A 22,567-nucleotide genomic window follows, 5' to 3' on the forward strand; every position below is an offset into this window, starting at 1 on the left:
TTGGAACTTATGACTCAGATAGAAAACCTCGCACCCGCACAGGCATTCGAATTGGCGAACGCGTTGATGCGGCAGAAACGCTGGGTGGAGGCGGCTACGCTATGGCAGGCCTTCCGCGAGCAGTATAAGGGCCACCCTGCGCCATGGTTGCAAGGCGCTGTCTGCTGCTTTAAGCAAGAGCAGTATGAACAAGCGGGCGAGCTTTTAGAATTTAGTCGACACCGTTTCGATAAGCATGTCTCCACCTGGTTGATCAGTGCAGACTGGGCCCAGGTGCAAGGTGAGGCGGCGCTCGAAGCGCAGCTGCTGGGGCAAGGTCGTGCGGTACTGGGTGACTGTTGGGAGTTGCTTTGCCGTACCGCCGCGTTGGCAATGCGCAACGGTGACGTCAGCGCCGCGAATGCGCATAACCTCACTGCTCGCAATGTGGCCCCCGATCGAGTTGAGCCGCTGGTTCAAGCTGCGGAAATCGCCGAAAAGCTAGAGCAGTGGGAAGATGTCGCTGAGTATTGGAACGCTGTGGTCGCTTTGAAGCCAACACACCCCCAGGCTTATCAAAAGCTTTCGCAGGCCTACGAGCGGGCAGGGCAACACGCATTGGCGCGGCGATATCGGTTGGCAATGCAATATGGAGCCGAAATATTAAATACGCCGGAGCCTGCTGTAAAAGATGAACTAAAAAAAGCCAAAGGCTCGGTATCCTCGGTTATGCACTTTGCTACTTTGGTGGTAACCAAGGCCATTTTGAACCTGAAGTCAGAGTCTTCGCGCACCCACCTTAATTACGCTTGGGTGGTGCTGGAGCCTCTGCTGCATCTCGTTATTTATTATTTCCTGTTCGGCAGAGTCTTGAATGCGGGGGTCGAGAATTACGGTCTATTCTTGCTCTGCGGTTTGGTGCCCTGGATGTGGTTCACCAAAGCGGTGTCGACCAGTGCAACCAGCATACTGGGCGGTCAGTCACTGATGCTGAACAGTAACGTTCAGCCGGCCTTCTTTCCACTTGTCAATATTGTGCAGTCGACGCTCAAGCAGTTACCAGCCATGCTGTTGCTGATCATTCTACGCTTTGTAGCTGACGATGACAGTTTGAGCTTGAGCCTTATTTATTTCCCTGTGATCGTAGTGCTGCAGTTCTTGCTGACCATCGTACTGAGTATGCTGCTTGCGGCGCTTGTTTCAATGGTCCGCGACATCGCCAATATCGTTGGTACGGGCTTGACCCTGTTGATGATCCTTTCGGGGGTAATCTACAATTACCAATCCCTGCCCGGGAAGGTGGCAGAGTGGGTTCAGTACAACCCGCTGGCGGTTATTATCTCTGCTTATCGCCAAGTGATTCTGCAGGGCACCGCTCCTGAAATACAAGGGTTGCTCTATGTGCTTGCAGTGAGCGTTGCTTTGGGGGCTGTCAATTACGTTGTGTACAAGCTGCAGCGGAAAAAGTTTGTAAGGCGGGGCATGGCATGAAGTCTGATGTAGTCCTCTCGCTACGTAACGTAGGTGTGCGGTTCAAGCTGAATGGTAAGCGAGGGTTCCATGAGCCCTTGAAAGGCATTGACCTGGATATCAAGGCTGGCGAAACGCTCGGCATTCTTGGCAGGAATGGCGCAGGCAAATCGACGTTGCTCAAAGTTCTGTCGGGCGCATTGACCCCCGATTCGGGAGAGGTTTTGAACCATGGCGCCTCGGTGGCCTTGCTGGCCTTGCAGGCGGGCTTCGACAGTAATCTTACCGGTCGAGATAACGCAATTTTTGGCGGCATGCTGCTGGGGCATCCCAAAAAGTGCGTTATCGAACGGGTAGAAGAAATAAAGGCCTACTCGGAGCTGGGTGATTATTTCGAAGAGCCGGTGAGAAACTACTCGACGGGTATGGCCTCTCGATTGGGGTTCGCTATCAGCACCATCATGAGCCCTGATGTGATTTTGGTTGATGAGGTGCTTAGCGTGGGGGATGTCAGCTTCAGAAAGAAAGCTGAGCGCACCATGATTCAAAAAATTGCATCAGGCCAAACCGTTGTATTGGTATCGCACTCTCAAGGGCAGATTGCCGCTTTGTGCGACCGTTGTGTCATCTTGGAAGGGGGTAGGCTCATCACGGGAGAAAGTGTTGGGCAGGTCATGAAGATTTATGAAGAAATTATTGAAATAAGCGCTAGGGAAAATGTATGAACATGAAGTTGGTGTTGGTTCCAGCAGTAATCGCCATGGCGCTTGCTGGTTGTGGAGACGACAAAACTATCGCGTCACTACCGGTGGAGAAAACTAATCGCTGTGCGCTCGACAAGGTGCAAGGTAGTACAGAGCGGGTAGTGAAAGTTCGGCCGGGGATCGTTGAGCTTCAAGGGTGGGCGCTTGGTGCTGAAAGTGCGCAGGGCGTGTCAAATTTAATAATCACTTTGAAGAATGCTGAGGGGCAGGTTTATACCTTTGAAGAAGGGGCTCGCTATGACCGCCCCGATGTTGCCAAAGCCTTTAAGAATGATGGCTATAAGTCGTCAGGTTTCATTGTCAAGGCGGACTTGTCGAACTTGCCGGCTGGTGCATACGGTATCTTGATAAGAACTCCTGAGAAGGATCGTATGATGGCGTGCGCCGTAAATAAAAATATTATTGTTGAGTTGTGATCTTTTAGTATATTGATTTGAGGGTTTTTTGTGAGTATTTTTCATAGGATCGCTGATCAGTTGGTCTACCCGGCAGCTCATGCATACGTTTCGCTGCAGTCTCGCCTCAACTGGTTTAAGAGTTTTGGTAAGAGTGATCAGGTATTTTACTCGTCTGCTTACCAAGGCCAAAAAATAGTTCTGATGGCGTTATATCAAAAAGGGGCTATTCGTAATGATGTGATTCATTTTTTGCGTGCTGCGAAGGAGCTGGGTCTTTATGTGGTATGCGTAAATACCCTCAAGCTGAAACAGCCGGATCTGTATAGTGATGTTATCGATTGCTATATAGAGAAGTATAATTATGGGCGCGATTTTGGCAGCTATAAGTCCGGATTCAAGTACCTCTATTCGAGTGGGCTCGCTGAGCAGTGCCCGCGAATGCTGCTAGTCAACGATAGCGTGTTTTTCAGCCGTAAGCATAATGTCCGCTTCTTGGAGGAAATGTTTGATTCCAGCGTAGAAGTTTTGGGTGCGACTGAGAACTATGAGATTGAGCATCATCTAGGCTCTTTCTGTATCGCCTTGAGCGGCGGGGTTCTAAATCATCCTAAGCTGAAAAAATACTGGCAGAACTATAAGTGCACGGATGTGCGCCCAGTCGTAATTAAGACGGGCGAAATGGCTCTGTCGAAAACGCTAAAGAGTATCGTAAGTTCGCCCGATAATTTCAAGTCATTATATGATACTGAGCGTGCTTCGGCACTATTGCATAGAGATGATGCTGTGCTGGAGGATATCGCCCATCTATCCCGCACATCTGCTTTGTCACTGGCGCCGCGTTTTTCGTTTTCTTCTGTGAGCAAAGAGGTTATCAATAAGTATCTGCATTCCCCAGCCGCGATAGCTGGTGTTTCTGCATTGAATGCCGATTTTGAATCTCTGTCAGAGGTTGAGGTCCATTATGCGGATTCCCTTACTGGTTTTTCGGAGTTTGTTTGCGGGGCTGTGACTAACTCTTCATCTGCAAATGAAAGTATTCGGAGCGCCGTGAAGGGAGAGGTGATTTCCAAGTTTATTGGCTGCTTTATGCATGGGTCGCAGATTCATCAGAATGGGATCTTCTTGCATCGTATTGGCTTGCCGATTATTAAGTTGGATGGCGTTTATCGTGGGATGTTTTCCCCTAGCGATATCGAGAAGCTTGCAATGGATCTTGAGTCTGATCAGCGTGGAGAGTTTCGCTGGATAATGTACTCCCGTCCTTATGGTGGTGATGTTTTGTACGGATGGAAGCGTGCTGCATTTTCTCGTGGTTTGATTTGAGTTTTTGAATCTGAGTGCTGACTGCTCGATACGATTAAGTAGGGAGAAATTTGTGTATCCTGATTTTTTAGAGCTTTCGGTGCTCGATAAAGCTAAGTCGAACTTAAAGAGGGTTGTGCCTCACTCGTGCCTGGACACCCCATCCCATCGTCAACTGGGTGGTGCAAAGCTATCTATTGCGGGTTGGTTTTTGAAGGATAGTAATACCTCGGATACTTACTTGCTGGTTCGGAACGGTGTCGTAGAGAGCCAGATCCGTGCAACGGTCGAGCGTCGTGATGTGTTGTGCAGTGTTCTAAAAATTTCTGAGAATTTGCTTAGTGTGCATCCCCAGTTGCGTTGTGGGTTCAGTGCATCTGTTGAGGTAGATCTAAGTCAGCCAGTCGAGATTTTCTTTGTAGCTGATGGAGAGGAATATCCTTGGCGCGTGATTCATGCCGCAGCAACTGGTTTTAAGGCTGCCAGTATGCAACAGTTGTGGTCTGAGTTCATTGCTTGTAAAGATATCAAGAGGCTTGCGGGGGAATTGTCTGGTTTTCTAACGAAAATCAGCGATGCAATCCTTGAGGATATTATCTTCAAGGGCGTGCAGGTCGCCAGCTTGAAAGAGTTGGCTTCCGGTAAGGTTCCTGGGTCGATAGCGCGGGCATTGCCATTCTTGAATTATGTTACATCCAGCGATTTTTGCATAAATGCTGTAGAGACTGCGTTATCCAAAGGTTCTGTGATTGTGCCTGATCCGTTTGGATATGGTATGGCATTCTGTAATGAAAGCTATGTAATGGGGTATGAAGTCAATGTGCTCAGGTTTGTCTCGTCAACGGGTGAGGCATTCTTCATATTCCAACATGTGGGTTCCGCGGATGCTGTATATTTTCCTACAAGAGATGTAATTGCATTGACTCCGCACTTGTCTGATGCTCTTGTGAAAGGTTTTATTTACAAACTGATTCGGAGCATTGTTGCGGTTGGTGATTACGCTTCAGGAGAACGAGCTTTCTCTGGGGTGATTGCGTCTCACGGTCGACCATACCATTTCTACTATGATGTGGCTCCAGCGATAGATGATCTACATCGGGCGAGTCTGTTGGAGCGTTTGCCAAGTATCGTTTATTATAAGGGTGCAGATTTCTGTTCGTTCTCTAAGTTGTATGGATTAAGTGTTCATGAGGAGTTTCTTGCGCCCGACGAAGTATGGGGTAAGCTATTAAAATTCAAGGGTTTCTATTTTCATGTTGGTGCGGTATTTAATCAGGCGCGGATTGAAAATGTGACTAATTTTGATAGGAGATTTATTTCTTCGGTGCGGAAGGGGATGGCGTCGCTAGATCCAGTAACTACGGCGGGATTGATGTCCTGCTATCCATTGATTTGGTTTGGTGTCACTGTCCAGAAGCGCTCGTGGCTAGAGCAGGTTGATGCTGCGGTCAATATATTGAATTCATTAAGGCTTGTATATCCAGAGGTTGGTGTTGTATTCGATGGGTGGACCTCGCCGGTACACTCAACATCTCGAGATCAACGTGAAACTGATCTTGATAATGGCATTGTAAATCAGATAGTAAAAAGGCTGGATGGTTCGATATCTGTTTTTAATGTGGTTGGCGCGGATAGTGTCAAAAAAATTCAATATGCAAGCTTTGTCGATGCTTATGTAGGTAACTCTGGCACAGGTGGTCTACATGTTGCTAGGTTTGCAGGGCGCCCAGGAGTGGCGCACTTGAATACGAAAATGCTTAATGCGAATAATCACATTCGCAAGCGAACCCGCCTCATAGACGTCAAGCATATTGTTGATCGTCCTGAGGACTCTGACTTGAGAATGGATTTTATCAGTTACAGTCTGGACTGGCAGGTTGTGTATAACGAACTGGTTCAGGTTATTGAGGGAGGTTCAAAGTGAGTGGGAGTACTGTTATCGATTGCACCCTGCGCGATGGTGGTTACTATAATTCTTGGGATTTTCCGGAAGATGTAGTTGATGACTACCTGAAGGCAATGGCTGCTGCCGGTGTTAACGTCGTCGAGCTGGGCTTACGCTCTCTGAAAAACTCCGGTTTCAAGGGCGCGAGCGCTTTTACCACCGATCATTACATCCGCAGTCTCGATGTACCTGGCTCACTTTCAGTCGCAGTCATGATTAATGCTGTGGAGCTGCTCGGAAGTGACCTGCCGATGGAAGAGGTCTTGAGCCGGCTGTTTCCAGAGACCGCGGCGACGTCGCCTGTGGAACTCGTACGTATCGCCTGCCATGTACACGAATTCGAACAGTCACTTCCTGCATCGGCCTGGCTGAAAGAGCGCGGTTTCCAGGTCGGGTTCAACCTCATGCAGATTGCTGACCGTAATCAGCAGGAAGTCGAGACTTTGGCCGCCGCAGCCGCCAACTGGCCATTGGATGTTCTGTATTTCGCTGACAGCATGGGCAGCATGAGCCCTGACCAAGTGGCACAGGTTGTCGGTTGGCTGCGCTCGCGCTGGAAGGGCCCTCTGGGTATTCACACTCATGACAACATGGGCTTGGCACTACAAAACACTCTGCGCGCCTTGGACGAAGGCGTCACTTGGTTGGACGCCACCGTTACCGGCATGGGGCGTGGCCCCGGTAATGCGAAAACTGAGTACTTGGTCATCGAGCTCTCGGAGCGCAGTGGGCTAAGCGCTAACGTTGTTCCCTTGATGGGCGTGATCAATCGCTACTTCCGTCCTCTGCAGCATGAGTGTGGGTGGGGTACCAATACTTACTATTACCTGGCGGGTAAGTATGGGATACACCCTACCTACATCCAGGAAATGCTGGGCGACTCGCGTTATGGCGAAGAAGATATCCTGGCTGTTATAGAGCACCTGCGTGTTGAGGGTGGCAAAAAATTCAGCTCGCGCACATTGAATTCCGCCCGGGTCTTCTATCAGAGCCCTACGCAGGGGAGCTGGGCGCCCGCAGAGGTATTAGCGGGTCGCGATGTGTTGCTGCTGGGGACCGGGCCTGGTGTAGAAAAGCATAGGGCTGCGATCGAGGCCTATATCCGTAGGTGCAAGCCGTTTGTAATGGCACTCAACACACAAGCGAAAATTGCTTCGGAATTGATTGATGTGAGAGTGGCTTGCCATCCGGTTCGTCTGCTAGCTGACTGCGCAGAGCATGCTCGTTTGCCGCAGCCGCTGGTAACCCCAGCTAGCATGCTACCAGAAGATGTAAGGCAAGCATTGGGGGAGACTACCCTTCTTGACTTCGGGATTACCGTCAACTCGGATATGTTTGAGTTCAAATCAACACACTGCACGTTGCCGACCTCTTTGGTATTTGCTTACGCGTTGGCCATCGCTGCTAGTGGGGATGCGCGTTCGATCAACTTGGCAGGGTTTGATGGGTATGGCGCAGATGACCCGCGTACAGCTGAAGTTGAGTCTGTGCTGGAACTGTTCCTCAAGTCGACGCCGGAGTTGCCCGTCACCGCAGTAACGCCTTCGCGTTATGCGATCGAATCCAAATCTATTTATGCGATCTGACTAATATGAAATCAGTTGTCGTAATTCCCGCACGCTATAAATCGTCACGGTTCCCAGGTAAGCCTTTGGTGAATCTGCTGGGAAAACCCATGATCCTTTGGGTGGCCGAACTGTCTGCCAAAGCGGTCGGCCAAGAAAACGTTTTTGTTGCTACCGAAGATGACCGCATAGCGCAGGTAGTGGAAGGTGCTGGCTTCAATGTGGTGATGACGAGCAGCACGGCCCTTACTGGGACTGACCGTCTGGCAGAGGCTGCCCAGCAAATTGAGGCTGACATCTACATCAACGTACAAGGTGATGAGCCGCTGATTGATCCTGTTGATATCCAGAAAGTTCTGGAGCTCAAAAAGGTGGCAATGGATTCGGTGGTGAACGGTTACTGCTGGATTGATGATGCAGAAGACCCAAACAGCGTCAATATTCCTAAAGTGGTCACTACTGAAAAAGGTGACCTGATGTACATGTCTCGCTTACCGGTTCCTGGTTTTAAAGATCCGGCCGTTGCGCCAAGCCGCTACAAAAAACAAGTCTGCATTTATGGATTCACCCGCCAGCAACTGGATAGCTACGCCAGCTTTGGCCGAAAAGGCGAGGTAGAAAGCAGCGAGGACATCGAAATTCTTCGGTTCCTCGAGTTGGGTGTGCCGGTCAAGATGGTCGAAACCAGCGGTGGCAGCCTGGCGGTGGATGTACCTACCGACGTAGATGTTGTCGAGCGTGCGCTGCAGGAGCTTGGGTTTGAACTTGCAAAAGTATAAAACAATCATTTTTGATTGTGATGGCGTGGTTTTAGATTCGAATCGCGTAAAAACACAGGCGTTCTACTTGGCCGCACTGCGCTACGGTGAAGCAGCTGCGCAAGCGCTCGTCGAACATCATACTGCCAACGGCGGCATATCCAGGTTTAAAAAGTTTGAATACTTCTTAAATGAAATAGTGGATGTGCGCTCGGATGAGTCGGGCATGCAATGCCTGCTAGATTCCTATAGCAAGGAAGTTGCGGATGGCCTGATGCAATGTAAAATTGCAGAGGGCCTTAAGGATCTTCGATGCGCTTCGCCGAATGCTAAATGGCTGATTGTCTCTGGTGGTGCTCAGGTCGAGTTGAGGCATGTGTTTTCTGAACGGGGCATATCTGAATACTTCGATGGCGGAATTTTTGGCAGTCCCGATCCCAAAGACACCATTTTCGCCCGGGAAATCGCTTCAGGTAACATTGAATTCCCTGCGCTCTTTGTTGGGGATAGTCGTTACGATCATACGGTTTCTGAAATGTTCAAGACCGATTTTGTCTTTGTTTCGGCCTGGACGGAGTTCAAGGGCTGGCAGGATTACTTTGCAAATACTGGGGTAACCTGCAAATCTGCATTGTCGGATTTAATTACTCAGTAAAGATAGCACCGTGCGCTGCATACTCTGTGGCGCAATGGATTATCCATTTGCGTTATCGCTGCCTGGCAATGTCTGCCGTTTTAGAGGCATCACCATGCATCAAGGACCCCCGCAATGGCGTATTACCGTACACCCCATGATGTGACGGCCCTGCCCGCCTGGCAGGCGCTTCAGCAGCACCGCGACGCCATGCAAGGCTTCAGCATGCGCGAAGCGTTCGCCGCCGATGCCAAGCGCTTCGATCAGTTCTCCCTGAGCTGCTGCGGCCTGTTCCTCGATTACTCGAAAAACCTGATCACCGAGCAAAGCCGCGAGCTGCTGGTCAACCTGGCCAACGAAGTGGGCCTGCAGGACGCCATCAAGTCGATGTTCGCCGGCGAAATCATCAACGCCTCCGAAGGCCGCCCGGTACTGCACACCGCCCTGCGCCGGCCGGTAGGCGACAAGCTCAGCGTCAACGGCGTGAACGTCATGCCGGAAGTACACAAGGTGCTCAACCAGATCACCGAACTGGTCGGCCGTATCCACGACGGCCTGTGGCGCGGCTACAGCGAAAAACCGATCACCGACGTGGTCAACATCGGCATCGGTGGCTCGTTCCTCGGCCCCGAGCTGGTGTCCGAGGCGCTGCTGCCCTACGCCCAGCGCGGCGTGCGCTGCCACTACCTGGCGAACATCGACGGCAGTGAGTTCCACGAGCTGTCGGCCAACCTGCGCGCCGAAACCACCCTGTTCATCGTCTCGTCGAAGTCGTTCAACACCCTCGAGACCTTGAAGAACGCCATGGCCGCGCGTACCTGGTACCTGGCCCAGGGCGGCTCGGAAGCCGAGCTGTACCGCCACTTCATCGCAGTTTCCAGCAACAAGGCCGCCGCCGTGGCCTTCGGCATCCGCGAAGAAAACATCTTCCCGATGTGGGACTGGGTAGGCGGGCGCTACTCGCTGTGGTCGGCCATCGGCCTGCCGATCGCCCTGGCCATCGGTACCGCCAACTTCAAGGAACTGCTGTCCGGTGCCTACACCATGGACCAGCACTTCCAGACCGCGCCGTTCGAAAAGAACATGCCGGTACTGCTGGCCCTGCTGGGCGTGTGGTACGGCAACTTCTGGGGCGCCCAGAGCCACGCGATCCTGCCGTACGACCACTACCTGCGCAACATCACCAAGCACCTGCAACAGCTGGACATGGAGTCCAATGGCAAGAGCGTGCTGCAGGACGGCACCCCGGTGAAGACCGACACCGGCCCGGTGATCTGGGGCGGCGTCGGCTGCAACGGCCAGCATGCCTACCACCAGTTGCTGCACCAGGGCACCCAGCTGATTCCGGCCGACTTCATCGTGCCGGTGGTGAGCTTCAACCCGGTGGCTGACCATCATCAGTGGCTATACGCCAACTGCCTGTCGCAGAGCCAGGCGCTGATGCTGGGCAAAACCCGCGAGGAAGCCGAAGCCGAGCTGCGTGGCAAAGGCCTGAACGAAGCGGACATCGAAAAGCTGGCCCCGCACAAGGTCATCCCGGGCAACCGCCCGAGCAATACCCTGGTGGTGGAACGCATCAGCCCACGCCGCCTGGGCGCGCTGGTGGCGATGTATGAGCACAAGGTGTTCGTGCAGAGCGTGATCTGGGGTATCAACGCCTTCGACCAATGGGGTGTGGAGCTAGGCAAGGAGTTGGGGGAGGGTATCTACCAGCGTTTGATTGGCAGCCGTGAAGAGACCGCTGATGACGGTTCAACTCAAGGACTGATCAATTACTTCCGCGGTCGTCACCGGGGCTGATACTCCCTCCAAGGTCGTCATGCTGTCGGCCACTGGCTGCCCCGAAAAGGGGCAGCCGCTGTCTAGCGTCAAGTCGCTGATTGGGGCCGCTTGTTGTTATCTTCGATTTTCTATGGCCTTGTGGCATTAGGTGCCTTCTCGACATTTGATTCAACAGCAAAACCAGCAAGCGCCCCCACAATCCGCCCACACGCCTTCCCATCACCATACGGATTATGCGCCACGCTCATCTCCCGATACGCCCCCTCATCGGTCAGTAACCTTGCCAGCTCCCCGACAATAGACCCAACCTCCGTACCCACCAGCTTCACCGTCCCCGCCGCCACTGCCTCCGGCCGCTCTGTGGTATCACGCATCACCAGTACCGGTTTGCCCAGCGCCGGCGCTTCCTCCTGAATACCCCCCGAGTCGGTCAAAATTACATACGCACGGCTCATCAGATAGACGAACGGCAGGTAATCCAGCGGCTCGATCAAGTAGATATTCCCCACATCCGCCAGCCGCCGGTTGACCGGTTCGCGCACGTTGGGGTTGAGGTGCACCGGGTATAGCACATCCACCTCGGGGAACTGGCGCGCCGTCTGTACCAAAGCCTGGCAGATGCGTTCGAAGCCACCGCCAAAATTCTCGCGGCGATGGCCTGTTACCAACACCATGCGCCGGTTGGCAGCCAGGTAATCGAACTGGCCCTCGAACTGCGCCCGCAGCGCCGGGCTCTCCAGTTTGTGCACCACTTCCAGCAGGGCGTCGATCACGGTGTTGCCAGTGGTGAAAATGCTCGACGGGTCGATGCCTTCCCTTAGCAGGTTGTCACGCGAGCTGGCGGTGGGGGCGAAGTGCAGGGCGGCCAGGGTGCCGGTCAGGCGCCGGTTGCCTTCCTCTGGCCAGGGTGAATACAGGTTATTGGTGCGCAGGCCGGCCTCTACGTGGGCGATGGGGATTTGCTGGTAATAGGCCGCCAGGCTGGTGGCAAACGTGGTCGCGGTGTCGCCATGCACCAGCACCACATCGGGCTTGAATTCGGCCAGTACCGGCTGGATACCCTGCAAAATCCCCGTGGTCACGCCGGTCAGGTCCTGGCCGGGCTTCATGATCTTCAAGTCGTAATCGGGAGTGATACCGAACAGTTCCAGTACCTGGTCGAGCATTTGCCGATGCTGGCCGGTGACGCACACGCGGGATTCGAAGCGGGCGTCCTGGGCGAGTTGCAGGGCGAGGGGGGCCATCTTGATGGCTTCTGGACGGGTGCCAAATACGGTGAGGGTCTTGAGGGGCACGGCGGTGATCCTCTTGCTGGACGGGGCAGTACTGGTGGGCCAAAGGGGCCGATCAGGCGCACGAAGGCTGGCCTGGTGGACGGGCTGGGTGTGAGGGCAAGCGGCGGGTGGATGGGGTATGCAGCTTGGGTCCTTCAAGCAAACGGCTGTCCATTGCTCAAAAATCTAGCAGTTGGTTCATGTGATGCCAGTTGGCAGGGGGTGTGTTTGCCGGCTGGAGGGTGCGGTTGTTCGTGATCAGGCCTTGTTCACCGGGGGCTGTAGGAATGTGGGCAGGTTTTGCTGTGAATGCGGCATCGGACAAACGGGTATTCGGCTACAGGCCATAAGGCATGGCGCCAATGCTCTCGGGCCGAGGTGGTGGTGGAGGAAAGGCCATTCTTTCTGGGTTGGCGAAGTTGGCTGAGTGATTGATCGATTTGGTAACCATTCGCCGATGGTGGTGGCTGTTTCAGTGCGGGGTTTGCCGCTAGGGTTGATTGCGCGGCCGAAGGAAAACGGCTGCTGGAAAATGACCAACCCAGGAGTGTTCACCATGCGTAACAACGTTCTGTCGTACTTGCTGCTGCCGCTGTTCGCCAGCCTGTCCTTTTCCCTTAGCGCTGCCCCGGCCAGCACCACGGCGGTGGCCGAGCCCGTACCGGTGGTAACCCAGCAGCAGGCCCAGCAGCCGCAGCGGCTGGACCTGAACACGGCTGATGCGCTTACTTTGCAGAAGGAGCTGAACGGGATAGGGAAGGCCAAGGCTGAGGCCATAGTGGCCTACCGGGAGGCCAATGGGCCGTTTGCTTCGGTGGATGAGCTGCTGGAGATCAAGGGGATTGGTAATGCGTTGCTGGAGCGTAACCGGGACAAGGTGATGGTGGAGTAAGGGGGAAGGGCTGGGGTTTGTGTCCTGGCCCTGACTTTCATGAAGGTTCATTTGAGGTAACTGAATTCGAAAGCGGTCCGCGTACCCTGTGGGAGCGGCTTTAGCCGCGAAGAACCCGACGCGGTGTGTGACACCGGCTGCGCCGGTATTCGCGGCTAAAGCCGCTCCCACAGGGGCCCTGCTGACTCAATGAGTTATGTGCAACTCCATGAAAGCGGGCTTGCGACGGTAGTGGGCGTGCTAGCGGTCCTGCGCGTCCTTGGCATCCGCTTCGGCATTGCGCTCATGCACCTTGCGCAACTGTTCTTCGGTCAGTGGCAGTTTTTTTGCTGTGTCGCGCAGCAGCATCAGCCCGCCGACGATCGAGCCGAGGGCTATGATGAGTATCAGCCAGGCATACCAGGGCATTGTCGTTCTCCTTTGCTGGTGATGGGCAGCGCTTGTACAAATGTTGAGCAATTGCCCGTTCCGTTGGTTCAATTATAGGAGCCAGCCACTGTCGGGCCAATTCCGTGACCCGCGGGCCCCAAAGCCTGCGTCACTTCGTTTACAATGCGCGCCGTTTTCGACTTGCCAAGAGACCCTGCCATGTCCGCCTGCCAGACGCCCCTGATCGTCGCCCTGGATTTCCCTACCCGTGAGGCCGCCCTGAAGCTGGCTGACCAGCTTGACCCTGCGCTGTGCCGGGTGAAGGTTGGCAAGGAGCTGTTCACCAGCAGCGCTTCGGGCATTGTCGAAACCCTGTGCGACAAGGGCTTCGAAGTGTTCCTGGACCTCAAGTTCCACGACATCCCCAACACCACCGCCATGGCGGTGAAGGCTGCCGCCGAGATGGGCGTATGGATGGTGAACGTGCATTGCTCCGGTGGCCTGCGCATGATGGCGGCCTGCCGTGAAGAGCTGGCCAAGCGCAGCGGCCCGCAGCCGTTGCTGATTGGCGTGACCGTGCTGACCAGCATGGAGCGTGAAGACCTGGCCGGTATCGGCCTGGATGTCGACCCGCAAGAGCAGGTGCTGCGCCTGGCCGCGCTGGCCGAGAAGGCTGGCATGGACGGTTTGGTGTGCTCGGCGCTGGAGGCCCCGGCGCTGAAGGCGGCGCACCCGTCGCTGCAGCTGGTGACCCCGGGCATTCGCCCGGCGGGCAGTGCGCAGGATGACCAGCGCCGTATCCTTACCCCGCGCCAGGCACTGGATGCCGGTTCGGACTACCTGGTGATCGGCCGCCCGATCAGCCAGGCCGCCAACCCGGCGCAGGCGCTGGCTGCGGTAGTCGCTGAAATACGCGGCTGAACCTGACCAATGAAAAGGGCTGCGAATGCAGCCCTTTTTCATTTTTGTGGCGTGATATCAGCCTTGAGCTGTCGACCAGTCGATCCAGCCGAACTGCCAGGTAGCCAGAATCAATAAACCGAAGACGATGCGATACCAGGCGAACGTCGCGTAGCTGTGGTTGGCGATGAACTTGAGCAGCGCACGCACGGCGATCATGGCGAAGATGAACGAGGTCACGAAGCCGATGGCAAACACCGGCAGGTCGCCGGGCTGGAACAGGTCGCGGTACTTGTAGCCCGAATACACCGCCGCACCGACCATGGTCGGCATCGCCAGGAAGAACGAGAACTCGGTCGCCGCCTTGCGCGACAGGCCGAACAGCAGGCCGCCGATGATGGTGGACCCGGAACGCGAGGTGCCCGGGATCATCGCCAGGCATTGGACGAAGCCGATCTTCAAGGCATGGGTCCAGCGCATGTCATCGACATGGTCGACCGCCACACGGTGGGTACGGCGTTCGGCCCAGAGCATGATCACCCCGCCAACCACCAGGGCCGTTGCCACGGTGATCGGGTTGAACAGGTAGTGGTGAATCAGGTCGGCGAACAGCACGCCCAACACCACCGCCGGCAGGAACGCCAACAGCAGGTTGCCAGTGAAGCGCCGTGCCGTAGGCTGGCTGCTCAGGCCGAACACCACTTCCAGGATCTTGCCGCGAAACTCCCACACTACCGCCAGGATCGCTGCCAGTTGGATGATGATGTTGAATGCAATCGCGCGTTCACCGCCGAAATCGATCAAATCGGCAACGATGATCTGGTGCCCGGTACTGGAGATTGGTAGAAACTCCGTGAGCCCTTCAACCACTCCCAGGATGAGTGCCTGGAAGGCAGTCCATAAATCCATTGATCCCCCGTTAGAGCCGTGCTGCTTGCCAGGCCCATGCTCTTGATTTAGCTGTGATTGCCGATTGAGGCAGCGAAGATGTTGGTGCGGGGGCGGATGCTACCAGAGCGACGTTGCGAAGACTTGTGTGGGGTTGCCGGCTTCGAGGAAGGTTTCCAGGCCTGCGGTTAGGATTGGGGAGGGGGTGTACTTTTTCATAGTGAAAATCCAGTGCGTGACGAGGAGAAACCACCCGGATCTTTCTCACGGACAAGGGTGGCAGCCATTGCGCGGGGTGAGAAACCGGTGCACTGACGCCGGCCAAGCCGAAGCCTGCCCGCGAATGGCTGCCATTGAACAGTGGAGCAGCAGTGCATAACAGGTTCTCACACCCGGTCACCAACATGGCGACCCGGTGAAGTTATCCCTGAGGGATTTCCCCGACAATTCAGCTGCTTCCGACCGCTGCGTAGGATAGTTCGCTTGCTGCTTCAAGCTGAAGCGGTGGGGGCAAGGTTCAGGAAAGTCTGACGCGCTGCGAACGCGGTGCTGCAGTTATCGCCGGGGCCGCTGTGCGGCCCAATCGCCGGCAAGCCAGCTCCCACAGGTACAGCGTCGGGCTCAAGGGTGGCGCTGTACCTGTGGGAGCTGGCTTGCCGGCGATGAGGCCAGTATTGGCTACCTCAATCTCAAACCTTCAGCACCAACTTGCCAAAGTTCTCCCCACTGAACAGCTTCAGCAGTGTCTCGGGGAAGGTCTCCAGCCCTTCCACCACATCTTCCTTGCTCTTCACCTGCCCGCTGGCCAGCCACCCGGCAATCTCCAGTGCGGCCTTGCCGTAGTCCTTGGTGTAATCCATCACCACAAAGCCTTCCATGCGCGCGCGGTTCACCAGCAGCGACAGGTAGTTGGCCGGGCCTTTCACCGCTTCCTTGTTGTTGTACTGGCTGATCGCGCCGCAAATCACGATGCGCGCCTTGAAGTTGATGCGGGTCAGCACGGCATCAAGGATGTCGCCGCCGACGTTGTCGAAGTACACATCCACGCCTTTGGGGCATTCGCGCTTCAGGCCGGCCAGCACATCCTCGGCCTTGTAGTCGATCACCCCGTCAAAGCCCAGTTCGTCCTTCAGGTACTGGCACTTCTCGGCGCCGCCGGCAATGCCGACCACGCGGCAGCCTTTGATCTTGGCAATCTGCCCGACAATGCTGCCCACCGCGCCGGCCGCACCGGAAATGACCACGGTGTCACCGGCCTTGGGCTGGCCAACGTCCAGCAGGGCGAAGTAGGCGGTCATGCCGGTCATGCCCAGCGCCGACAGGTAGCGGGGCAGGGGCGCCAGATTGGGGTCGATCTTGTGCAGGCCCTGGGGTTCGCCAGTGAAGTAGTCCTGCACGCCCAGGGCGCCGCTTACATGGTCACCCGGTTTGTAGGCGGGATGGTTGGAGGCGACAACCTCGCCAACACCCAGCGCGCGCATCACCTGGCCCAGGGCCACGGGCGGGATGTAGGACTTGCCTTCGTTCATCCAGCCGCGCATGGCCGGGTCCAGCGACAGGTACAGGTTGCGCACCAGCACCTGGCCTTCGCCGGGTTGTTCGGCGGGCACGGTCTCGAAGCTGAAGTCGTCACGGCGCACGGCGCCGACCGGGCGTTTGGCGAGCAGGAAGCGGCGGTTGGTGTTGGTCATGGCGGGTCCTTGGGGGCAGTGGAGGAGGGAGGTGTCAAATCTACCCTGTTGATGTAGGCAGGTCCTTAACATCACTGACAAGCATGGTAGCCTAACCGGTGGGGTTATGATGCTGCCCGGCCGGGTGGTGGCTGACTATGCTCTGAACCCCACCAAGCACCCTTTGGAGCACGCGATGAGCATGACCTTTTCCGGCCAGGTAGCCCTTGTCACCGGCGGCGCTGCCGGCATCGGCCGGGCGACCGCCCTGGCTTTCGCCCGGGAGGGCTTGAAGGTGGTGGTGGCCGACCTCGACCCGGCCGGTGGCGAGGCCACTGTGGCCCTGATCCACGCGGCGGGCGGGGAGGCGCTGTTCATTGCCTGCGACGTTACCCGTGATGCCGAAGTGCGCCAACTGCACGAGCGCCTGATCGCCGCCTATGGCCGGCTGGACTATGCCTACAACAACGCAGGTATCGAGATCGAGCAGGGCCGCCTGGCCGAAGGCAGCGAGGCGGAGTTCGACGCCATCATGGGCGTCAACGTGAAGGGTGTATGGCTGTGCATGAAGTACCAGCTGCCGTTGCTGTTGGCCCAGGGCGGTGGGGCCATCGTCAATACCGCCTCGGTGGCGGGCTTGGGTGCGGCGCCGAAGATGAGCATCTACAGCGCCTCCAAGCACGCGGTGATCGGCCTGACCAAGTCGGCGGCCATCGAGTACGCCAAGAAGGGCATCCGGGTGAATGCGGTGTGCCCGGCGGTGATCGACACCGACATGTTCCGCCGCGCCTATGAGGCCGACCCACGCAAGGCCGAGTTTGCCGCTGCCATGCATCCGGTAGGGCGTATTGGCAAGGTCGAGGAAATTGCCAGCGCCGTGCTGTACTTGTGCAGTGACGGCGCGGCGTTTACCACAGGGCATTGCCTGACAGTGGATGGTGGGGCTACGGCGATCTGATCTGATATCGGTGTGGCCTTCTTCGCGGGTAAACCCGCTCCCACAGGTACCCCACTGCTCTCGGGGCCGGTGATATCTCTGTGGGAGCGGGTTTACCCGCGAAGAGGCCCTTGCAGGCCACCACAAAGGCTAGCGCGAACCCTGTGGGAGCGGGCAGGCCCGCGAAGAGGCCCTGGCAGACCAGCACAATGCCAGCCCAACCAGCAAACACCCCACCACCAGCACCCCACCAAACACCAGCAACGCCAACCGCGACCCCAGCCGGTCACTCAGCAAGCCGGTAAAGATCACCGGCAGGCTGAACCCCAGGTACGCCAGTAGAAAGAACCCGGCACTGGCCCGTGTCTTCTCGCTGCCGGCCAACTGGTTCACCGCTGCCAGCCCGCCCAGGTAGATAAACCCGTAGCACGCACTACTGGCCGCCACCGCACCCAGCAAGACCGCGCCCAGCTGGCCGCTGTCCGCGCCCCAGGCCAGCACGGCATAGCTGCAGGGCAATATCACCAGCCCCAGCAAGGTGGCCGTACGGCTGCTGAGGCGTCGTGCCATGGGCTGGAACAACAACCCGCAGCTGATCACGCAAAAGGTCGAAAACCCCGACCAGGCGCTAAGCCCATGCTGGCGCAGGATGCCCGGCAGCAGGGCAATCACCAGCCCCACGCAGGCCCACGCCAGCAGAATGGCCAGGCCATAGGCCACGCTGCCACGTGGGTAGCAGGGCAGGCGCAGCATGGGGTTGCGTTGTGCCGGGCGTGGGTCGGGCAGGCGCCATGCCAGCAACATGGCCAGCGCCGCCAGCAGCAGTTGCAGGTGGAAGCTGCCCGGGGTCAGGCTGGGGCCGCGCAACAGGAACAGGCTGGTCAGCGCCGCGCCCAGGCCAAAGCCCAGCGAGGTGCTGGCGGTGACCCAGTTGGCGGCGCGGGTGTTGTCCAAGCCGCCCATCAGTTCTCCCATGTAGGCGGTGGCCGTGGCCGAAGCCAGGCCGGTACCCAACCCAAGGAACAGCCGCGCCAGGCCCAGGGTTTGCAGGCTGGGGGCCAGCAGCATCAGTACGGTGGCGACCATCGACAGGGCCAGTGCGGCAAGCACCAATGGCCTGCGCCCGACCCTGTCGGCCAGCCCGCCCAGGGCCAGCAGCACGGGTAGCACGCCGAGCACATAGCCGGAGAAGGCCACTGCGGTGGCGGCAGCGCCTTGGCCGGAGAGGTCGGCGTAGGTGATGTACAGCGGGGCCTGCAGGTTGACGGCCAGGGTGATCAGGCAGAGGGCGAAGGCCAGGCGGGCCGGGGCGGTGGGCATGGTAGGGGTCCTGGTTCTGTAGTGTCTGTACTGGCCCTTTCGCGGGTGAACCCGCTCCCACAGGTACGACACCGCTCTCGGGTTGGGTGCGATCCCTGTGGGAGCGGGTTCACCCGCGAAAGGGCCGGGCCTGCCAACTCTGATGCCTGCCCATTCCCCTCACCAGACACACCGCCAACCCTTTTATGCTTAACTGTTCGCTCAAAACCAGCGAACACTTGCCCCATGCACTTGCCCCTCGACCGCACCAGCACCACCCCGCTGGTACAGCAACTCACCGACCACCTGCAAACCTGGATCGACCAGCAACGCCTGCGCCCCGGCGCGCGCCTACCGTCGATCCGGGCCTTGGCCCGCAGTCAGGCGGTCAGTGCGTCGTGTGTGATCGAAGCCTACGACCGCCTGGTCGCCAGCGGCTGGCTGGAGGCCCGCCACGGCACCGGCTTTTTCGTCGCCGAGCGCAAACCCGGCCTGGCCGTGGAAGACGCCCAACCCTGGGGCGAGGCCGGGGACGGCAGCTGGCGGCAGTTCCGCGAGGGCCATGACGAATTGCTCAAGCTGGGCTGCGGCTGGTTGCCCAGCAGCTGGCGCGCCGCCACCGAACTGGCTCAGGCAGTGCGCCAGGTCAGCCGGGGCAACCCACAGGACCTGTTCGACTACTGCCCACCCCTGGGCCTGGCCAGCCTGCGCCAGCAGCTGCACAAGCGCCTGGCGCAGCTGGGAATCGCCGCCGGGCCCGAACGTATCCTCACCACCCACGGCGCCAGCCACGGCCTCGACCTGCTGGTGCGCACCCTGTTGCGCCCAGGCGACACGGTGCTGGTGGAAAACCCCGGCTACTACAACCTGTACAACCTACTGCGCCAGCACCAGGTGCACATGCTGCCGGTGCCGCGCACCGCCGAGGGGCCGTGCCTGGCCACCCTCGAAGCCCTGCTGGCGGCGCACAAGCCGCGCTGCCTGTTCATCAACAGCCTCTACCACAACCCCACCGGCACCAGCTTGACGCCCAAGGTGGCCTACCGCCTGCTGGAGCTGGCCCGCGAGCACGATCTGCGCATCATCGAGGACGATATCTACGCCGACTTCCAGGAAGGCCCGGCCACCCGCCTGGCCACCCTCGACAGCGAGCAGCGGGTCATCTACATGAGCAGTTTCTCGAAAACCCTCAGCAGCTCGCTGCGGGTCGGCTACCTGGTCGCCGACCCGGCATTGCTGGCGCGCCTGGCCGAGCTGAAGATGGTCAGCGGCATCGGCACCTCGCGCTTTGCCGAGCAGGTGGTGGGGCAGATGCTGGCCAACGGCAGCTACCGCAAGAGCGTGCAGCGCCTGCGCGTGCGCCTGGGGCAGCACATGGCCAGGCTGCTCGGCCAGCTGGAACAGGCGGGCTGGCAGGTATTCTGCGAGCCCTATGGCGGCATGTTCGTCTGGGCCCGGGTGCCGGGCCGGGATTTCGCCAGCCTGGAGCGCCTGGCCCTGGAGCACGACGTGCTGCTTACCCCCGGCAGCGCCTTCGATTACCAGGGCGCGGGCAGCGCCTGGCTGCGCATCAATGTCGCCTACGGGCAGGACTCCCGCGCCCAGGCCTTCCTTCAGCACGCAGGGCGACCTCTGCCAAGCTGATAGCGACACGCTCATAGCTATTTGACACCATTCTGACGCCAGGCCCTTGTTCATCGGCTGGCAACGTTGCCACCCTTGGCCTTCGGGATAACCTCGCACGCAGAAGGGGAATCGGCATGGGCGCGAGCAAGCACGGTGTGCTGGCCAACCTGGGCATGGCCCGCAAACTTGGCCTGGGCTTTGCCCTGGTGCTGGTGCTGACCCTGGCGGTGGCGGCCATTGGCATTGCCGCGCTACACAGCGTTGGCCAGCGCTTCGACAGTTTGCGCCAGTTGGCCCAGTTCAATACCGACCTGCTGCGCTTGCGCCAGCACGAGCAGGCCTTTGCCCTGCGCTCCGACCTGCAGCAAGCCGAGGCCTTGCGCAGTGGCCTGCAGGGCCTGGCCGAGCGCGCCCGTGGCCTGCCGGCGCTGGCGGCGGCAGAAACCGACCTGGCGGCTTATGGCCAGGCGTTCGAAGCCTTTGTCGAGGCGGTGCAGGCCAAGGAGCTGGCGCTGGACATGGCCAGCTGGTCGGTGTCCAGCGTGGCCAACAACCTCGACGTACTGCAGGCCGGCCTGGCCGATGATGGCGTGTACACCCTCAAACAGTCCCAGGGCCAGCAAGGCGGTGCATTCCTCGAGCAGGCCGCGCAGGTGGCGCAGGTGTCGCGGCTGATGCTGCAGGCCATGGACGAAGCGCGGGTACGCCTGGAAAAAAGCCGCAAGGGCGAAGAGGGCGTCAGCCAGGAGCGCATCGCCCAGACTGTCGAGGCCGCCAGCCTGGTCAGCCAGTTACAGGGGGCGGTCAGCGATGCCGGCTACCAGAGCGTGCTGGGCGAAGTGGCGGGGCACATTGGCAGCTTCTCGGAAAAACTCAACGAATACACTGACCAGCTGGCCCGCGAGCAGGGCTTGAAGGCGCAGTTGCAGGCCAGTGCCGAGCAAGCCACCAGTCGGGTCGACCAGGCCTACCTGGGGCAGGAACAGGCCCTGCAGAGCGAACTGCAACGCAATGCCGTGGCCATCGGCCTGGCCACGGCATTGGCGCTGCTGGTGGGAGTGCTGGCCGCCTGGCTGATCACCCGCGCTGTGGTCGGGCCGCTCAAGCATGTGATTGCCCGCGCCCAGCGCATTGCTGCCGGCGAGCTGAGCTTTGACGCCCAGGCGCCACGCCGTGACGAAGTAGGGCAGTTGATGCAGGCCATGCAGCAGATGGCGGCGGGCCTGTCGGGCATTGTCAGCGGCTTGCAGCAAGGCATCGAGCAACTGGCTGGCAATGCGCAGGCGCTGTCGGCGGTGACCGAGCAGACCAACCGCGAGGTAGGCAGCCAGAAGGAAGAGACCGAGCAGGTGGCCACCGCCATGCAGCAGATGACCGCCACTGTGCACGATGTGGCGCGTAATGCCGAAGAGGCGGCGCAGGCGGCCCAGGCGGCGGACGAGAAGGTTGATTCCGGCCAGCAGGTGGTGCGCCAGAGCATGCAGCGCATCGAGCAGCTGGCGGCGGCGGCGGAGACGGCCAGCGCCGGTATCGACAGCCTCAGTGCCGAGATCCACACCATTGGCGATGTGCTGGAAGTGATCAAGAGCGTGGCCGAGCAGACCAACCTGCTGGCGCTGAATGCGGCTATCGAAGCCGCCAGGGCGGGTGAGCAGGGGCGTGGCTTTGCCGTGGTCGCTGATGAGGTGCGTGCGCTGGCGCGGCGTACCCGGCAGTCTACCGAGCAGATCGAGACCTTGGTCGCCAGCCTGCGCGGCAATGCCCAGCAGTCGGTGGCCCAGATTCGCGGCAGTACCGAGCTGGTGCGGTTGGCGGTGGCTGATGCGCTGCAGACCGAAAGCGCGCTGGGCAGCATTGCCGCGGCGGTGTCATTGATCCAGCAGATGAACCAGCAGATTGCCGCGGCGGCCGAGCAGCAGAGCTCGGTGGCGGAAGAAATCAGCCGCAGCGTCACGCAGATACGTGGCAGTGCCGATCAGGCGGCGTTGGCGATGCAGGACAATGCCCGGTCGAGTATCGAGCTGGCGCAGTTGGGCACTGACCTGAAGGGGATGGTGGGGCATTTCAGGTTGTGATCCGGGCCTGGGCTTTGTGTTGCCTGTACCGGCCTCTTCG

The 22,567-nt window shown here is 58.3% G+C and carries 19 protein-coding genes and 1 pseudogene; 15 read left to right on the top strand and 5 right to left on the bottom strand.

What is annotated here, in order from left to right; translation table 11 throughout:
- Positions 1-9: 9 nt before the first annotated feature.
- The 9 genes from R9B85_RS19285 (at position 10) to pgi (ending at position 10,615) form a co-directional block, all read left to right on the top strand.
- A complete protein-coding gene (locus R9B85_RS19285; protein WP_423770465.1) occupies positions 10-1,470 on the top strand; it encodes an ABC transporter permease in 1,461 nt (486 codons plus the stop codon).
- A complete protein-coding gene (locus R9B85_RS19290; protein ID WP_423770466.1) occupies positions 1,467-2,174 on the top strand; it encodes an ABC transporter ATP-binding protein in 708 nt (235 codons plus the stop codon). Before R9B85_RS19285 ends, R9B85_RS19290 begins: the two co-directional genes overlap by 4 nt.
- On the top strand, positions 2,171-2,629 hold the full coding sequence (locus R9B85_RS19295) for a hypothetical protein (protein WP_423770467.1): 459 nt from the start codon (positions 2,171-2,173) through the stop codon (positions 2,627-2,629). The genes R9B85_RS19290 and R9B85_RS19295 overlap by 4 nt, the downstream gene beginning before the upstream one ends.
- 30 nt (positions 2,630-2,659) lie before the next feature.
- Positions 2,660-3,934, top strand: coding sequence for a hypothetical protein (locus R9B85_RS19300; protein ID WP_423770468.1), 1,275 nt, complete (start codon positions 2,660-2,662; stop codon positions 3,932-3,934).
- A gap of 52 nt (positions 3,935-3,986) precedes the next feature.
- Positions 3,987-5,837: a hypothetical protein gene (locus R9B85_RS19305; RefSeq protein WP_423770469.1), complete on the top strand. Its 1,851-nt coding sequence runs from the start codon at positions 3,987-3,989 to the stop codon at positions 5,835-5,837.
- Complete coding sequence (locus R9B85_RS19310) at positions 5,834-7,444, top strand: aldolase catalytic domain-containing protein (protein ID WP_423770470.1); 1,611 nt, start codon at positions 5,834-5,836, stop codon at positions 7,442-7,444. The genes R9B85_RS19305 and R9B85_RS19310 overlap by 4 nt, the downstream gene beginning before the upstream one ends.
- 5 nt (positions 7,445-7,449) lie before the next feature.
- The gene (locus R9B85_RS19315; protein ID WP_061302990.1) at positions 7,450-8,202 is read left to right on the top strand and encodes a 3-deoxy-manno-octulosonate cytidylyltransferase; all 753 of its coding nucleotides are present in this window, start codon (positions 7,450-7,452) and stop codon (positions 8,200-8,202) included.
- Positions 8,183-8,836, top strand: a complete 654-nt coding sequence (locus R9B85_RS19320; protein ID WP_423770471.1) for an HAD family hydrolase — start codon at positions 8,183-8,185, stop codon at positions 8,834-8,836. The genes R9B85_RS19315 and R9B85_RS19320 overlap by 20 nt, the downstream gene beginning before the upstream one ends.
- Before the next feature lie 114 nt (positions 8,837-8,950).
- Positions 8,951-10,615, top strand: coding sequence for a glucose-6-phosphate isomerase (gene pgi, locus R9B85_RS19325; RefSeq protein ID WP_423770472.1), 1,665 nt, complete (start codon positions 8,951-8,953; stop codon positions 10,613-10,615).
- A gap of 110 nt (positions 10,616-10,725) precedes the next feature.
- Here pgi and wecB read toward each other — a convergent pair whose 3' ends face one another.
- Positions 10,726-11,892, bottom strand: a complete 1,167-nt coding sequence (gene wecB, locus R9B85_RS19330) for a non-hydrolyzing UDP-N-acetylglucosamine 2-epimerase (RefSeq protein WP_423770473.1) — start codon at positions 11,890-11,892, stop codon at positions 10,726-10,728.
- Positions 11,893-12,427: 535 nt separating this feature from the next.
- Here wecB and R9B85_RS19335 point away from each other — a divergent pair.
- Complete coding sequence (locus tag R9B85_RS19335) at positions 12,428-12,763, top strand: ComEA family DNA-binding protein (protein ID WP_024086485.1); 336 nt, start codon at positions 12,428-12,430, stop codon at positions 12,761-12,763.
- 240 nt (positions 12,764-13,003) lie between these two features.
- On the opposite strand, the gene R9B85_RS19340 is transcribed toward R9B85_RS19335, so the two are convergent.
- Complete coding sequence (locus R9B85_RS19340) at positions 13,004-13,171, bottom strand: DUF2897 family protein (protein ID WP_010952850.1); 168 nt, start codon at positions 13,169-13,171, stop codon at positions 13,004-13,006.
- A gap of 180 nt (positions 13,172-13,351) precedes the next feature.
- On the opposite strand from R9B85_RS19340, the gene pyrF reads away from it, so the two are divergent.
- Positions 13,352-14,053, top strand: a complete 702-nt coding sequence (pyrF, locus tag R9B85_RS19345) for an orotidine-5'-phosphate decarboxylase (RefSeq protein WP_021783074.1) — start codon at positions 13,352-13,354, stop codon at positions 14,051-14,053.
- Between the two features lie 57 nt (positions 14,054-14,110).
- Here the strand turns inward: pyrF and R9B85_RS19350 are convergent, their stop codons facing one another.
- Complete coding sequence (locus R9B85_RS19350; protein ID WP_133970687.1) at positions 14,111-14,941, bottom strand: undecaprenyl-diphosphate phosphatase; 831 nt, start codon at positions 14,939-14,941, stop codon at positions 14,111-14,113.
- 668 nt (positions 14,942-15,609) lie between these two features.
- Complete coding sequence (locus R9B85_RS19355; RefSeq protein ID WP_112251817.1) at positions 15,610-16,611, bottom strand: NADP-dependent oxidoreductase; 1,002 nt, start codon at positions 16,609-16,611, stop codon at positions 15,610-15,612.
- A 175-nt stretch (positions 16,612-16,786) separates the two neighbouring features.
- Between R9B85_RS19355 and R9B85_RS19360 the strand changes: the two genes are divergently transcribed.
- A complete protein-coding gene (locus R9B85_RS19360; RefSeq protein ID WP_112251873.1) occupies positions 16,787-17,548 on the top strand; it encodes an SDR family oxidoreductase in 762 nt (253 codons plus the stop codon).
- A gap of 129 nt (positions 17,549-17,677) precedes the next feature.
- Here the strand turns inward: R9B85_RS19360 and R9B85_RS19365 are convergent, their stop codons facing one another.
- A complete protein-coding gene (locus R9B85_RS19365; protein ID WP_375149618.1) occupies positions 17,678-18,847 on the bottom strand; it encodes an MFS transporter in 1,170 nt (389 codons plus the stop codon).
- 225 nt (positions 18,848-19,072) lie between these two features.
- Between R9B85_RS19365 and R9B85_RS19370 the strand changes: the two genes are divergently transcribed.
- From R9B85_RS19370 to R9B85_RS19380, 3 genes and pseudogenes are all read left to right on the top strand, one after another.
- Positions 19,073-20,470 (top strand): PLP-dependent aminotransferase family protein, encoded by a 1,398-nt coding sequence (locus R9B85_RS19370; protein WP_423770474.1) that lies wholly within the window; start codon positions 19,073-19,075, stop codon positions 20,468-20,470.
- Positions 20,471-21,138: 668 nt separating this feature from the next.
- Positions 21,139-21,666 (top strand): annotated as a pseudogene (locus R9B85_RS19375) (HAMP domain-containing protein); the annotation flags it as partial.
- Positions 21,664-22,527 carry a methyl-accepting chemotaxis protein gene (locus R9B85_RS19380; protein ID WP_370290417.1) on the top strand — a complete coding sequence of 288 codons (864 nt, stop codon included), beginning with the start codon at positions 21,664-21,666 and terminating at the stop codon, positions 22,525-22,527. The pseudogene R9B85_RS19375 and the gene R9B85_RS19380, both read left to right, overlap by 3 nt.
- The last annotated feature ends 40 nt before the right edge of the window (positions 22,528-22,567 follow it).

The sequence above is a fragment of the Pseudomonas sp. NLJ1 genome (assembly GCF_049486705.1).
Classification (GTDB): domain Bacteria; phylum Pseudomonadota; class Gammaproteobacteria; order Pseudomonadales; family Pseudomonadaceae; genus Aquipseudomonas; species Aquipseudomonas inefficax.

What these genes read in the sequence shown, in the direction of transcription:
- R9B85_RS19285 (WP_423770465.1), top strand. Translation starts at nt 10, where the DNA reads ATGACTCAGATAGAAAACCTCGCACCCGCACAGGCATTCGAATTGGCG.
- R9B85_RS19290 (WP_423770466.1), top strand. Translation starts at nt 1,467, where the DNA reads ATGAAGTCTGATGTAGTCCTCTCGCTACGTAACGTAGGTGTGCGGTTC.
- R9B85_RS19295 (WP_423770467.1), top strand. Translation starts at nt 2,171, where the DNA reads ATGAACATGAAGTTGGTGTTGGTTCCAGCAGTAATCGCCATGGCGCTT.
- R9B85_RS19315 (WP_061302990.1), top strand. Translation starts at nt 7,450, where the DNA reads ATGAAATCAGTTGTCGTAATTCCCGCACGCTATAAATCGTCACGGTTC.
- pgi (WP_423770472.1), top strand. Translation starts at nt 8,951, where the DNA reads ATGGCGTATTACCGTACACCCCATGATGTGACGGCCCTGCCCGCCTGG.
- R9B85_RS19335 (WP_024086485.1), top strand. Translation starts at nt 12,428, where the DNA reads ATGCGTAACAACGTTCTGTCGTACTTGCTGCTGCCGCTGTTCGCCAGC.
- R9B85_RS19340 (WP_010952850.1), bottom strand. Translation starts at nt 13,171, where the DNA reads ATGCCCTGGTATGCCTGGCTGATACTCATCATAGCCCTCGGCTCGATC.
- pyrF (WP_021783074.1), top strand. Translation starts at nt 13,352, where the DNA reads ATGTCCGCCTGCCAGACGCCCCTGATCGTCGCCCTGGATTTCCCTACC.
- R9B85_RS19350 (WP_133970687.1), bottom strand. Translation starts at nt 14,941, where the DNA reads ATGGATTTATGGACTGCCTTCCAGGCACTCATCCTGGGAGTGGTTGAA.
- R9B85_RS19355 (WP_112251817.1), bottom strand. Translation starts at nt 16,611, where the DNA reads ATGACCAACACCAACCGCCGCTTCCTGCTCGCCAAACGCCCGGTCGGC.
- R9B85_RS19360 (WP_112251873.1), top strand. Translation starts at nt 16,787, where the DNA reads ATGAGCATGACCTTTTCCGGCCAGGTAGCCCTTGTCACCGGCGGCGCT.
- R9B85_RS19365 (WP_375149618.1), bottom strand. Translation starts at nt 18,847, where the DNA reads ATGCCCACCGCCCCGGCCCGCCTGGCCTTCGCCCTCTGCCTGATCACC.
- R9B85_RS19370 (WP_423770474.1), top strand. Translation starts at nt 19,073, where the DNA reads ATGCACTTGCCCCTCGACCGCACCAGCACCACCCCGCTGGTACAGCAA.
- R9B85_RS19380 (WP_370290417.1), top strand. Translation starts at nt 21,664, where the DNA reads ATGGCGGCGGGCCTGTCGGGCATTGTCAGCGGCTTGCAGCAAGGCATC.